Genomic DNA, 13350 nt, shown 5'->3' with positions numbered 1-13350 from the left:
ACCAGGGCCAGCACGCAGGCCAGGTCTTCCACGATCAGCCAGCCGATCGCGATCTTGCCGCGCTGGGTTTCCAGCAGTCGCCGTTCTTCCATCGCGCGCAGCAGCACCACGGTACTGGCGGTGGCCAGCGCGAAACCGAACACGATGCCGTGGATCACCGGCCAGCCCATCAGCGCCGCCAGCCCCCAGCCGAGCAGGGTGGCGACCAGGATCTGACCGATCGCGCCAGGAATGGCGATGGCCTTGACCGCCATCAGGTCCTTCAGCGAGAAATGCAGGCCCACGCCGAACATCAGCAGCATCACCCCGATCTCGGCCAGCTGGTTGGCCAGCGCCTGGTCGGCGACGAAGCCGGGAGTGAAGGGTCCAACGCAGATGCCCGCAACCAGGTAACCGACCAGCGGAGACAAACGCAGCTTGTTGGCCAGCGCGCCGAAGATGAAGGCGAGCCCCAGGCCAACGGCAACGATGTTGATCAGGTCGGTGTCATGGTGCATCGGGGCTCGCAGAAAGGGGGGATACCCCGATTTTCACCGATGCGGTGGTATCGAGCAAACATCGGCGGCCGCAATGCTGCTACGTCCCCGTGGTCAGGTGATGTGCTGCCCGGGACAGGCGCGCACGACAGCCAGGAGTGCGCGAAATCGGCACTGCCGGCCGTTGGCCGGCAGCACGCGACGCAACGCAACGGTAGTGCCGGCCATTGGCCGGCAACTACGCGATGCCCGGGTTCCCGGGGTGCCGGCCAACGGCCGGCACTACCGGACTACCACTTGTACGTGATCCGCCCGTACACGTAGGCACCGTTGAAGCCATACGGCGAGTAGTTGCTGTACGGCAGCATGCCCCAGGTGGAATTCTGCAGGTCCACGGTGCGGTCGGGGTACTCGTCCAGCAGGTTGTCCGCGCCCAGGGTGAGCGCCCAGTTCTCGCTCGGCTTGTAGCTGACCGACGCATCCAGCACCCACGAGGCATCGTAGGTCTGGTCGCGCAACGCAGTAGCCGAGTTGCGCACGGTGAAGCTGCCGTAGCGGGTGGCCGCCAGGTTCAGGTCCCAGTGGTCGCTGCGCCAGGTGCCGCTGAGGATGGTCTTGTCGCGCGGGTAGCTGTCTTCGATGCGGCCGATCTCATCGCGGCCGATCAGCGACTGGGTGATGCCCAGCGTGCCGAACACCGGCGGGGAGGCGATGAACTTCTTCACCTCGGTCTCGTTGTAGCTGTAAGCGGCGGTCAACTCCAGCGTGCTGGCGCTGAAGGGGATGCTGTAGCTGGACACCGCGTCCACGCCGCGGGTGCGGGTATCCACGCCGTTGGTGAAGTAGGAGAAAGCGGTAACGCCCGGCAGCCCCAATCCGCTCAGCAGCGAGTTGGCCGCTGCATTGGTGGTGATGTTGGTGGACAGCACGATGCGGTCATCGATGTCGATCTGGTACGCATCCACCGTCAGGTACAGGCGCTCGATCGGCTGCAGCACCAGGCCCAGGCTGTAGGAGGTGGAGCTTTCAGCCTTCAGCGGGCTGGCACCCAGCGCCTGCGCGGCCTGGCTGGTGGTGGGGAACGTGCCACGTTCGACGAAGGCGCCGTTGACGATCGTGCTGGTCACCGCCTGGTAGCTCTGCTGGGCCAGTGACGGCGCACGGAAGCCGGAGGAAGCGGTGGCGCGCAGGGCGACCTTGTCGGTGAACGCGTAGCGCGCCGACAGCTTGCCCGAGAACTTGTCGCCGAAATCCGAATAGTCTTCATAGCGGCCGGTCACGCCGGCGGAGAACTTGTCGGTGAGGTCCGCTTCCAGCCCGCCGTACACCGCGTAGTTGTGGCGATCATTGGACACCGCGTTGACCGGCGTGAACCCGCCGAAGCCCTGCGCACCGCTGCCGAAATACGAATTGGCCTCGCCCGCGGACTGTTCCCACTTCTCGCGGCGGTACTCACCACCGAAGGACAGCGTCACCGGGTAGGCCAGGCCCCAATCCAGCGACTTGGTCAGGTCGGCGTTGAAGATGTCCTGGGTGTACTTGAGCGCACCGTCGTAGAACGAACGCGGGCTGGTCAGGCCGAGGCTGTAGTTGATGCTGTTGCGGGTGTGGAAGTCGATCGTGTTCTCGCCGTGGTTGGCGCTCACATCCCAGGTCCAGCCGTTGTCGGTGTCGCCCTTGACCCCCGCCACCAGCGAGCGGTCCTTGGAGTACTGGTTGATCTGCGGCACGAAGCCGTCCGGGTAGGTCTGCGCCAGCAGCGCGCCCTGGCCACTGTTGGTGCGCGAGCGGTAGAACGCGAACGAGGTGATGTCGCGGTTGCTCGCCATCGCCGTTGCGTACGCCGACACATGGTCGGTGAACTGGAAGCTGGCGTTGACCGAGGCGGCGGTCGCATCGACCTCGGGATCGCCGACGATGAAGGTCTTCTGGCCGATGTTCGGGAAGTTGCCGGTATTGGGCGTGGTACCCAGGTACGGACCGGCGCGGTTGCTTTCATCCTGCTGCAGGATCTGCCCGGCCACGTGCACGCTGCCGCGGCCGTCGGCGAAACCGATCCCGGTATCGCCGGAGATCTGGTACTTGTTGCCATCGCCCGCCGAGTACTGGCCGGCATCCACTGCCAGGCTGCCGCCGGAGGAGGAGCCCTTCAACACGATGTTGACCACGCCGGCGATGGCGTCCGACCCGTATTGCGCCGAGGCGCCGTCGCGCAGCACTTCCACGCGCTCGATGGCCGCGATCGGAATCGCATTGATATCCACCGCCGAGGAGCCGCGGCCGATGCTGCCGTTGACGTTGATCTGCGCCGAGGTATGTCGGCGCTTGCCGTTGACCAGCACCAGCACCTGGTCCGGCGACAGCCCGCGCAGCTGCGCCGGGCGGATGCCACTGGTGCCGTCGGTCAGCGCCGGGCGCGGGAAGTTCAGCGAGGGCAGGGCGCGGGCCAGCGCGGTGGCCAGCTCGGTGGTGCCGGTGGACTGCAGCGCTTCGGGGGTGATGATGTCGATCGGGGACTGCGACTCGGCCACGGTGCGGTCGGCGACCCGGGTACCGGTGACGATGATGGTGTCCAGCGTGTTGGCAGCGGCGCGCGCCGGGGCATCCTGGGCGCTGGCGGCGAAGCTGGAGGCACCGAGCACGACAGCTACGGCGGCGGCGAGCGTACTGGTCTTGCGGTTCATCAGGGCAGGGCTCCGGTAGGAATGGCGCGGCACCGGAACGACATCTCGACGGCGTGAAGCGGGTCGGCGAAGGCGGGGTGTTGCGGTGCGCAATAAATCAATTAACGGGATATTCATCGCTTGTCAAATATCCGCAAACTTCACAAAAAACGTTGCAGCAGCAACCATTTACGTGAATCGGCAGGCTCGACATCAGGGTCCCGGGGAAGCGCAGGCGGGGTCGTGGGAGAGAGGAACGAGGCCCGCCGCGCATCCCGGGGCGCGTCAAGTATTCGTTAACGCTAGAATTACGTCGCAGGAAAGGTGCTCACGAGCACATTCCATTCCGTTATATGGACCCCCAAGATGATTTCCCTTCGTAACTTCGCCTTGCGCCGTGGCGAGCGGCTGCTGTTGTCCAACGTCGACCTGACCCTGCACGCGGGGTACCGCGTCGGCGTGGTCGGCCGTAACGGTGCCGGCAAGTCCAGCCTGTTTGCCGCCGTGAAGGGCGAGCTGGAGGCGGACAAGGGCGACGTCGACCTGCCCGGCAAGGTCCGCATTGCCAGCGTGGCCCAGGAAACCCCGTCGTTGCCCGACCCGGCGCTGCAGTTCGTGCTGGAGGGCGACACCGAGGTGGCCGCGGTCATGCGCGAAGAGGCCGCCGCGGCCGCGCGTGAAGACTGGGAGGCGGTGGCCACCGCGCACCAGAAGATGGCCGAGATCGGCGCGTATGACGCCGAAGCACGCGCCGGCAAGCTGCTGCACGGCCTGGGCTTCCCGGCCGAGACCCACTCGCGTGCGGTCTCCTCGTTCTCCGGTGGCTGGCGTGTGCGCCTGAACCTGGCCCGCGCGCTGATGATGCCCAGCGACCTGCTGCTGCTCGATGAGCCGACCAACCATCTGGACCTGGATGCGGTGTTCTGGCTGGAACAGTGGCTGCTCAAGTACCCCGGCACCCTGCTGCTGATCTCGCATGACCGCGAGTTCCTCGACAACGTGGCCACCCACACCCTGCACCTGCATGGCGGTGGTGCCAAGCTGTATCCGGGCGGCTATACCGATTTCGAGCGCCAGCGTGCCGAACAGCTGCGCCAGCAGCAGATCGCCCACGACAAGGAACAGGCCGAGCGCGCCCACCTGCAGAGCTTCATCGACCGCTTCAAGGCGCAGGCCAGCAAGGCCGCGCAGGCGCAGAGCCGCATGAAGCGCCTGGCCAAGCTGGCCGGCACCGAGGCGGTGCGCGCCGAGCGCGAGTTCCGCATCGAGTTCTCGCCGCCGGCCAAGCTGCCGTTCTCGCTGATCCGGCTCAACCACGTCGAGGCCGGTTACGGCGCCGATTCGGTGATCCTGCACAACGTGGGCTTCGGCCTGGAAGCCGGCCAGCGCATCGGCCTGCTCGGTCCGAACGGCGCGGGTAAAACGACCCTGGTGAAGACCCTGGTCGGTGAGCTGGCCCCGATCAGTGGCGAGCGCGCCGCGCACCCGGACCTGCGCATCGGCTACTTCGCCCAGCACACGGTGGAGTCGCTGCACGAAGGGCAGTCGCCGATGGAGCACTTCCGCGACCTGGACCGGGATGCGCCGAACCAGGTTTTCCGCGATTTCCTCGGCAAGTGGAATTTCGCCGGTGACCGCGCGTTCGAGCCGGTGGATGGTTTCTCCGGCGGCGAGCGCGCGCGCCTGGCGCTGTCGCTGATCGCCTACCAGCAGCCCAACGTGCTGCTGCTCGACGAACCGACCAACCACCTTGACCTGGAAATGCGCGAAGCACTGGCCGAAGCCCTGGCCGACTTCGAAGGGGCGATCGTGATGGTCTCCCATGACCGCCATCTGATCGGGCTGGTCTGCGATACGTTCTGGCGCGTGGCCGATGGCGTGGTCGAGCCGTTCGATGGCGACCTGGATGCGTATGCGGCGTGGCTGCGTTCGCGTCCGGCTGCGCAGGGCACCAAGCAGAAAATGGCTGCCGCCGCGCCGGAACCGATCGCCCCGACCCCACCGCTGCCGCCGAAGAAGCCGGTCAACCCGCACAAGCTGGCGGCCGCCGAAGCGAAGGTGAGCGAGCTGGAAGGCGTGCTGGCCGAACTGGATCGCCAGCTGGCCGACCCGGGCAACTACGCCGATGCCACCCGCATGGCCGTGCTTGGCCGTGACCGCGAGGCCACCGCTACGCTGCTCAGCAAGGCCGAGCAGACCTGGATGGAGCTGCTGGACGCGTAAGCGGGTTTGCGGGCGCGGTGCGGTGGGTGTGTCGCGCTTGCGTCAGGCAAGCCACGCATGGCGTGGCTCTACGAGGGGGTGCGTTCGTGGGCGCGGTGCGGTGGGTGTGTCGCGCTTGCGTCGGGCAAGCCACGCGTGGCGTGGCTCTACGGGGTGTGCGTCCGCGGGCGCTGTGCGGGGGTGTGTCGCGCTTGTGGCGGGCAAGCCACGCATGGCGTGGCTCTACGGGGTGTGCGTCCGGGGGCGTGGTGCGGGGGGGGTGTCGCGCTTGTGGCGGGCAAGCCACGCATGGCGTGGCTCTACGGGGTCTGCGTTCGTGGGCGCGGTGCGGGGGTGTGTCGCGCTTGCGTCAGGCAAGCCACGCATGGCGTGGCTCTACCGGGTGGCGCGCGCGTTGTATCCGCCGGTGCCTGCGCGGTTGCCACCGTGATGGTAGAGCCGGGCCATGCCCGGCTGCTCTGGGCTCAGCGCGCGGGGTCCTGCAGTTCCAGCCATTGGCGGAAACGTCGCGCCGCCTCGCTTTCGGCGCGTGAGCGCAATCGCGTCAACCAGTACCGGCCCAGGTCCAGGGTCTGCGCGAACGGCTGGACCAGCCGTCCCTGCGCCAGGTCCTGCTCGAACATCTTCAACGGCAGCAGCGCCACGCCGGCGCCGGAGGCTGCGGCACTGGCCAGGGTCAGCGACGAGTCGAACACCGGCCCGCGCGCTTCCAGTTCCGGTGCCCCTGCCACCTGCAACCAGCGCGGCCATTCGTCGCTGCGATAGGAGCGCAGCAGTGCCACGTTGGCCAGGTCGCGCGGCTGCCGCAGCACCCGCGCCAGCGCCGGTGCGCACAGCGGCGCGAACGGCGCCTCCAGCACCGCATCGCTGACCTGGCCCTGCCAGTCGCCATCGCCGAAGCGGATCGCCAGGTCCAGGCCTTCGCCGGCCAGATCGATGCGATTGTTGTGGGTCTGCAGGCGCAGCTCGATATCCGGATGCAGCGCGTTGAACTCCGCCAGCCGTGGCAGCAGCCAGCCGGTGGCGAAGGTGCCGACCACGCCCACGCTCAGCACCTGGCGGAAATGCCCGCCGACGAAGCGGTCGAGGCTGACCGCGATACGGTCGAAGGCCTCGTTGAGCACCGGATACAGGCGCGCGCCCTCATCGGTCAGCGCCACGCCACGCGGCAACCGGTTGAACAGCGACACCCCCAGCCGCTCCTCCAGCGCGCGGATCTGGTGGCTCAGTGCCGCCTGGCTGACGCATAGCTCCAGCGCGGCGCGGGTGAAGTTCTGGTGGCGGGCGGCGGCCTCGAAGGCGCGCAGCGCGTTGAGCGGCAACTGGGGGCGGATCATCCGTCGAGCCGTGAGCAGGGGTCATGCATCATCGCACCTGGGTCTCGGCGCTGCGCAAACGGCGCCTGAAACGACAGTGTTTTCTGTGGTCCTGACCAAGGTCCATCAACCAGGCATGAGAATGATTCATGGGTCTCACTGGAAAACCTCGCTTTTCGCCGGTCGTGGCCACGGCAATACTCCCGCTTCCACCAAGGAGAACCTGCATGCTCGCTCGACGACAGTTCCTGCAATGGACCGGCGCGGCCGCCGCCTCGGCGCTGGCCGCCACCGCGCTGGCGAAGGTGCCACCGACGGCCTCGACCGCCGCCTCCGCCTCCGCACCGATTGCCGCTGCCAGGGACTTCGCGGCGCTGGAAACGGTCAGTGGCGGCCGGCTCGGGGTAACCCTGCTGGATACCGGCACCGGCCAGCGCATCGGCCACCGTCAGGACGAGCGCTTCCCGATGTGCAGCACCTTCAAGTTCGTGTTGTGTGCGGCCGTGCTGCACCAGGCCGATGCCGGGCGGATCACGCTGGATCAGCGCGTGCCGGTGCGCCAGCAGGACATGCTCTCGCATGCGCCGGTCACCACGCGCCACGTGGGCAAGGACCTCAGCGTGCGCGACCTGTGCCGGGCGACGATGATCACCAGCGACAACCCGGCGGCCAACCTGCTGCTGGGCGTGGTCGGTGGCCCCTCCGCCGTCACGCGCTTCCTGCGCGACAACGGCGATGCGGTGACCCGCAACGATCGCCTGGAGCCGGACATGAACCGCTTCGCGCCGGGCGATCCGCGCGATACCACCAGCCCGGCCGCGATGGCCGCCAGCCTGCAGCGCTTCGTGCTGGGCACGGTGCTGCAACCGGCGTCACGCCAACAGCTGGCCGACTGGCTGATCGACAACGAAACCGGCGATGCCCGCCTGCGTGCAGGTCTGTCCAAGGCATGGCGGGTGGGCGACAAGACCGGCAGCAATGGCGAGGACACCACCAACGACATCGCGATCCTGTGGCCCACCGCCGGCGGCGCCCCCTGGGTGCTGACCAGCTACCTGCAGGGCGCGACCGTGGACGACGCCGGCCGCAATGACGTGCTGCGCCAGGTCGCGGCAATCGCCGAGCAGCGCGTGCGCGCCGGGTAGTACCGGCCGTTGGCCGGCTCCGCATGAACCCCGCACCGTTAAACGGTAATGCCGGCCGCTGGCCGGCATTACCCCTGTGCCGCTACGATCCGGGATGGCTGTCGCGTACCGCCGCCAGAAAATCCCGGCCCCAGCGGTCCACGTCGTAATACTCCACGCTGCCGAACAATTGGCGCATGCGCCCGGTCGCCTCATCCTCGGGCATCGACAAGGCCTGCAGCAGCCCGGCGGTGAGGTCGGCCGGATCATGCGGGTTGGTCAGCACCGCGCCCTTCAGCTCGGCGGCCGCTCCGGCGAATTCGCTGAGCACCAGCACGCCGCTGCTGCCCTCGATGCCGTGGGTGGCAACGAACTCCTTGGCCACCAGGTTCAAACCATCGCGCAGCGGGGTGATCCACATCACCTGCGCGGCAGCGTAATGCGCCACCACTTCCTCGAATGGCAACGCCTGTGCAAAGAACCGCACCGGGGTCCAGTCCAGCCGCGAGAAGCGGCCGTTGATGCGCCCCACCGCCTGCTCGATCTGGTTCTGCAGGCTGCGGTAGACGGTCATCTCGCTTGCCGCCGGTACGCACACCATCAGCAGGGTGACCTTGCCCTGGCGCTCGGGATGCTGCTCCAGCAGGCGCTCGAACGCCTCCAGCTTGGCCAGCGTACCCTTGGTGTAATCCAGTCGCTCCACCGACAGCACCAGCTTGCGCGCACCGATCTCCCGGCGCAGCTTGAAGATGTCGTTGCGTACGTCGCTGCGCGCCAGCACGGCGTGGATGCGACGCAGGTCGGTACCCACCGGATGCGCGCCCAGCGCCACCTCGCGGTCGCCCACGCGCAGGCGCGTGGTCATGGTGTCCAGCCCCACCGCGCAGCCGTAGGTGAGGAAGCGCGGCGCGCAGCTTTCCCAGGCCAGGCGCTCGGCGGGCATCGCACCGCGCACCACGTCCACGAAGTTCTCCACCTGGCGCGGAATGTGGAAACCGATGTAATCGCACGACAGCAGGCTGCCGATGATCTCGCGTCGCCACGGCACCACGTTGAACACGTCGGCGGACGGGAAGTAGGTGTGATGGAAGAAAGCGATCTTCAGGTCCGGGCGCAGTTCGCGCAGCGTGGCCGGCACCATCCACAGGTTGTAATCGTGGATCCACACGGTGGCACCGTGCGCGGCTTCGGCGGCGGTGGCGTGCGCGAATTTGCGGTTGACCTTCAGGAACACCTGCCAGTCGTCCTCGCGGAACGTCGCACGTTCCCAGAACACGTGCAGCATCGGCCAGAACGCTTCCTTGGAGAAGCGCTTGTAGAAGATGTCCACGTCCTGCCGGCGCAACGGCACGCGCGCGGCGGTGAGGGTGGGGTAGCGGTCGGCATCGACGGCCAGATGGGTCTGGAACGGACCACGCTTGGGGTCATCGATGCCCCAGGCCACCCACGAGCCTTTCTGGCCGCCCTCGAAGAAACTCAGCAACGAGGGAATGATCCCGTTGGGTGAACGCGGCGGCCGCTGTACCAGCACGCCATCCTCCATGACCTCATCGAAGGGCAGCCGGTGGTAGACCATCACCAGGTCGGCGCCGTCGGCACGCGCCTGCTTGGGGGCGTGCAGGAACGGATCGTCGGTGGCGAGCAGGCCGAAATGCTCGATCGCCTCGAGGATGCCGCCGCAGCCGGGTGCCTGCGCGTGGAAGGTATGTGGCAGCGCGGCGGTCGCCGTGGTCAGCGCCGGCTCGGAATCGCCCACGCACACCCCGCGGAAGCCGGCGGTATACATCGACAGGTCATTGAGGGTGTCGCCGGCCACCAGGATGCGGTCGCGCGGCAGGTCCAGCAGGCGCGCAAGCGCGGCCAGGGTGCGGCCCTTGTCGGTGTCCGGCGGCAGGATGTCCAGGTAGCGGTCGGCCGAATACAGCACATCGCAGCCCAGCGCCTGCGCGGCCGCCTGGATCTGCGTGCGCAGCGGCGCCAGCGTCTGCGGATCGCAGAAGTACGAACAGCGCCGCTCCTGCGGCACGTCCTGGCGCTGCAGGGCGGTGAACGGGCGCATCGCCTCGGCCACCACGTGCTCACCGGGCCAGTGCGCGTCGATCATCGATTGCAGGGGTTGCAGCGGCTGCAGGGTGTGGCCATCGACGACGGTCGCGCCGACGTCGCAGACCACGTAGTCCGGGCGCGGGATGGCCGGGTCGGAGAGCAGCGGCATCACCGCTTCCAGCCCGCGGCCGGTGATGAAGATCAGCGCGATGCCGGGGTGCTGGTCCACCAGCCGGTACAGCCGGTGCCGCGCGGCGGCGTCGCCGGCGAGGAAGGTGCCATCCAGATCGGTGGCCAGGATCAGTTGCGGTGCCGGCGGGGCCGGCGGTGTACGGGTTGAGGTGGGCGTGGCGGGTGTCGATACAGTCAATGCACTTCCTTATCGGAGGAGGGGGGAAAGGGGGTGTCGGGCGGGGCCTCGGCGTCGGTCTCGGGCATCATTTCCAGCGCCGACGGCGTGGTGCGCAGCATCAGCCGGAACCCGACCGGGTGCGTGCGCAGGCGCTGGAAGCGCAGCAGGCGCGCGGTGGTGAACACCGCCAGCAACATCAGCACCACGGCGAAATACAGCGGCAGTGCCGCCGGACCGAAGCGCTGCATCGCCGCGCCGGCCAGCGCCGGGCCGATGGCGGCCCCCACGCCGTGCACCAGCAGCAGACTGGAACAGCCCGACAGCAGATGCGCACGCGGCAGGTAATCGAGCATGTGCGCCACCGCGAACGGATACAGCGAGAACGCCAGCCCGCCGTAGACGAAGAACAGCCCAAACAGCAGGTGGGTCTGCAACTGGATCATCGGCAACGACGCAACCACCGCGATGCCGGCGGCGGCCAGGCTGAGCGCCACCAGGCCGCTGCGCCGATCGTGCCCGTTGCTGATGTGCCCCAGCGGCCACTGCAGCAGCGCCCCGCCAAGGATCGCGGTGAGCATGAACAGTGCGACGCCGTTGCCATCCAGGCCAACCTCACCGGCATACACCGGCAGCAGGCCCCAGAAGCCGCCCATCGCCAGCCCGGACAAGCCGGCGGCAACGGTGGCCACCGGCGCCATCGCATACAGGCGGGCCAGTTTCAGGCGCGTCACCACCGGCACGTCCGGCTGGCGCAGGCGCGTGGCCGTCACCGGCAGCACCGCCGCGCAGACCAGGATCGCGGTCAGCATGAACATTCCCACCGCGCTGGCATCGCCCAGCATCAACAGCACCTGGCCCAGCGCCAGCGCGGAGAGATTGACCACCATGTACAGCGAGAACGCGCGGCTGCGTCGGGCCGGATCGGGTTCGGCGTTGAGCCAGCTTTCGATCACCGTATACAGGCCGACCAGCGCGATGCCGGTGGCGATGCGCAGCACGCCCCAGCCGACCGGGTTGATCCACAGCGGATGCAGCAGCACGGCGATGGCGGCGAGTGCGGCGAAAAAGGCGAACGCGCGGATATGCCCGATGCGGCCGATCAGCGACGGAGCGAAAAAGGTCCCGATGAAGAAGCCGGCGAAATACCCGGACATCACCAGCCCCAGCGTACCGGCGCCGAAGCCGGCCTGGCCCCCGCGCACCGCCAGCAAGGTGCCCAGCAACCCGCTGCCCGTCAGGAGCAGCGCTACACCGGCGAGCAGGGCAGTCAACCGCCACATGCGGGCGGTCTCGGTGGAAATGAAAAAGCGGACACCTGATCTACCCTAACACAGCCGTTTTGATGGCCAGATCGATAGCGCTGCCGCGCGGTGCCGTCATGGGCGGTGTCGCTTGCACTGCCGCAGCGAACGCCCGAAACTCCGCGGGCCGCGCGCGCGGCGGGTCTGCGCACGCGGATTCCCCTTCATTCAAACCCCGTCGGCCTGCGCTGCATGCCAGGCGATCGGTGGTGCAGCAGGAGCAGCAGGTGTGATCCAGGACGTCGATGTGAAACGCAGTCTTTTGCCGGGAAAGATCCTGCTGTACTTCTCTGCGGTGATGCTGCTGGCGCTGCTCTGCTACAGCTGGTCGATGCCGCCGGTGGATGCCTCCGGCTTCCGGCAGACCCAGACGGCGCTGTCGATCGTGTGGATCGCCCGTGGCTTCCCGGTGTTCAGTTACCTCACCCCGGTGATCGGCGCGCCCTGGTCGATTCCGTTCGAGTTCCCGCTGTACCAGTGGCTGGCGGCGATGCTGGCCAATGCGACCGGCATGGGCGTGGACAACAGTGCCCGGCTGGTATCGGCGCTGTTCCATGTCGGCTGCGTGTGGATGGTCTACCGCGTCGTGCTGGCGATCCGGCCCGATCGCGCGCTGGCACTGTGCATTGCCGGTGCCTTCGCGGTATCGCCGTATGCGCTGTTCTGGGGGCGCTCGGTGATGATGGAATCGACCGCGGTGTTCTTCGGCCTGGTGTTCGTATGGGCGATGGCGCGGCTGCGCGGCCCTTCGGTGGGGCCGGCGCAGGTGATCGCGCTGGGCGTGACCGCGGTGATCGCGGCGGTGCTGTCGGCGCTGGTCAAGGTCACCACCTTTTTCGGGTTTGCGGCCTTCGTTGCCCTGGCCTTCGCGTGGCTGGCCGTGCGTGAACACGGCTGGCGCCCACAGTGGGTGGGGCAGCACTGGACACTGATCGCCTGGGGCGTGGTGTCGGCGCTGGCCGTACTGGCGGTGATGAACCAATGGCTCTCGCACGCCGACGCACTCAAGGCGCAGTCGCCGCTGGGGCGTGAGGTGACGTCCAGCGCGTTGTCGACCTGGAATTACGGCACATTGCAGCAGAAGCTGGACCCGGCCACCTGGTGGGGCACGGTCTTCAAAAAGCGCTTCGCTGCCGCGGTCGGTTCCAACTGGGTGTTCCTCATCATCCTGGTGGCGGGCCTGTGCGCACGCCAGATCCGCGGCGCCGTGCTGCTGTTGCTGGTGGCCTACCTGCTGCCGGTGGCGGTGTTCACCAACCTGCACATCGCGCACCCGTATTACCAGGCCGCCAATGTGGTATTCGCCACCTCGATCGTCGGCCTGGTGGTCTGGTGGACCGTCCAGCGGGCCGAGGCCAGCGGCAAGGTGCGACGCCCGCTGTGGCTGGTCGGCCTGCTGTGCCTGCTGTCCCTTGGTGCCATCGCCGGCAATTACGTCAAGCGCATGAAGGAGGCGCGCGAGCCCAACCGGGTGTCGCAGATCGCCGCGCTGATCAAGGCCGGCACGCCGGGGCAGGGCGTCATCGTCGCCTTCGGCCTGGACTGGTCTTCCGAGCTGCCGTACTTCGCCGATCGTCGCGCGGTGATGGTGCCCGACTGGGCCCCGACCAGCGCGCTGGAGACAATGGCCAGCGCCGATACCGCACTCGGCGACGGTCCGCTCGGTGCGCTGGTGAACTGCCCCAACAACATCGGCAGTGACCCGGCACGCAGCGGCTTCCAGCAGCAGATCCTGGCCCGCTACAGCGCCGGTGCCACGGTGCAGATGATCGGGGATTGCCAGGTCTGGCTGCACCCGTGAAAGCGTGCGATCGCCGTTGCCTCACCGGGCTGCGGCGATCGCCTGCGC

The 13350-nt window shown here is 67.9% G+C and carries 8 protein-coding genes; 3 read left to right on the top strand and 5 right to left on the bottom strand.

The window, feature by feature from the left end; translation table 11 throughout:
- A partial coding sequence (locus RTO53_RS15955) for a cation:proton antiporter (RefSeq protein WP_312238722.1) occupies positions 1–497 on the bottom strand: 497 nt, incomplete at its 3' end.
- Between the two features lie 269 nt (positions 498–766).
- Complete coding sequence (locus RTO53_RS15950; protein ID WP_312238721.1) at positions 767–3160, bottom strand: TonB-dependent receptor; 2394 nt, start codon at positions 3158–3160, stop codon at positions 767–769.
- A gap of 345 nt (positions 3161–3505) precedes the next feature.
- Between RTO53_RS15950 and RTO53_RS15945 the strand changes: the two genes are divergently transcribed.
- Positions 3506–5362, top strand: coding sequence for an ABC-F family ATP-binding cassette domain-containing protein (locus RTO53_RS15945; protein WP_312238720.1), 1857 nt, complete (start codon positions 3506–3508; stop codon positions 5360–5362).
- Between the two features lie 464 nt (positions 5363–5826).
- Here RTO53_RS15945 and RTO53_RS15940 read toward each other — a convergent pair whose 3' ends face one another.
- Positions 5827–6699 (bottom strand): LysR family transcriptional regulator, encoded by an 873-nt coding sequence (locus RTO53_RS15940; RefSeq protein WP_312238719.1) that lies wholly within the window; start codon positions 6697–6699, stop codon positions 5827–5829.
- Between the two features lie 206 nt (positions 6700–6905).
- Between RTO53_RS15940 and blaL2 the strand changes: the two genes are divergently transcribed.
- Positions 6906–7823, top strand: a complete 918-nt coding sequence (blaL2, locus tag RTO53_RS15935) for a L2 family extended-spectrum class A beta-lactamase (protein ID WP_312238718.1) — start codon at positions 6906–6908, stop codon at positions 7821–7823.
- Positions 7824–7905: 82 nt separating this feature from the next.
- Here blaL2 and ggpS read toward each other — a convergent pair whose 3' ends face one another.
- Together ggpS and RTO53_RS15925 are read right to left on the bottom strand one after the other, a co-directional pair.
- Entirely contained in the window at positions 7906–10152 is a 2247-nt protein-coding gene (ggpS, locus tag RTO53_RS15930; RefSeq protein WP_312238723.1) for a glucosylglycerol-phosphate synthase, read from the bottom strand.
- A gap of 62 nt (positions 10153–10214) precedes the next feature.
- Positions 10215–11480: an MFS transporter gene (locus RTO53_RS15925; protein WP_312238717.1), complete on the bottom strand. Its 1266-nt coding sequence runs from the start codon at positions 11478–11480 to the stop codon at positions 10215–10217.
- Between the two features lie 250 nt (positions 11481–11730).
- On the opposite strand from RTO53_RS15925, the gene RTO53_RS15920 reads away from it, so the two are divergent.
- The gene (locus RTO53_RS15920) at positions 11731–13302 is read left to right on the top strand and encodes a hypothetical protein (RefSeq protein ID WP_312238716.1); all 1572 of its coding nucleotides are present in this window, start codon (positions 11731–11733) and stop codon (positions 13300–13302) included.
- Positions 13303–13350: the final 48 nt, after the last annotated feature.

Origin of the sequence: Stenotrophomonas sp. (assembly GCF_031995405.1) — a bacterium.
Taxonomy (GTDB): domain Bacteria; phylum Pseudomonadota; class Gammaproteobacteria; order Xanthomonadales; family Xanthomonadaceae; genus Stenotrophomonas.
The sequence above is the reverse complement of the archived record's forward strand: the minus strand, read 5'-3'. Positions and strand labels throughout refer to the sequence as shown.